Here is a 266-nt window from a genome sequence, read left to right as displayed (position 1 = left end):
GACCATAGCCTCCCATCGCCATATTAAAGAGATCGCTGTTTTCCGTGGCAGAGCAGGTAACCAGATCGCCCGAGGGTAAAAGCATCCTGAGGCTGCGTACGGTTGATCCCATCGGGCCAAAGGGAACTGGCCAGCCATGGGCGTTCACCGAAAACGTCGCTGCGACGCCGAAATCATTGTTGGATTGCATGACCTTGGGGGACCAGCCAGCGAGATCCAATGCGGCAATGATTTGCGACCAGCGGGCTCCGGCGTGTGCCTTGTAG

General features: G+C 57.5%; 1 protein-coding gene. It reads right to left on the bottom strand.

Going from position 1 to position 266, the window contains the following annotated elements:
• On the bottom strand, positions 1-266 hold a 266-nt coding region (locus tag O4G76_RS20680; RefSeq protein ID WP_269398998.1), incomplete at both ends, for an FAD-binding protein.

Origin of the sequence: Limimaricola sp. G21655-S1 (genome assembly GCF_027213785.1) — a bacterium.
GTDB lineage: Bacteria > Pseudomonadota > Alphaproteobacteria > Rhodobacterales > Rhodobacteraceae > Limimaricola.
The sequence above is the reverse complement of the archived record's forward strand: the minus strand, read 5'-3'. Positions and strand labels throughout refer to the sequence as shown.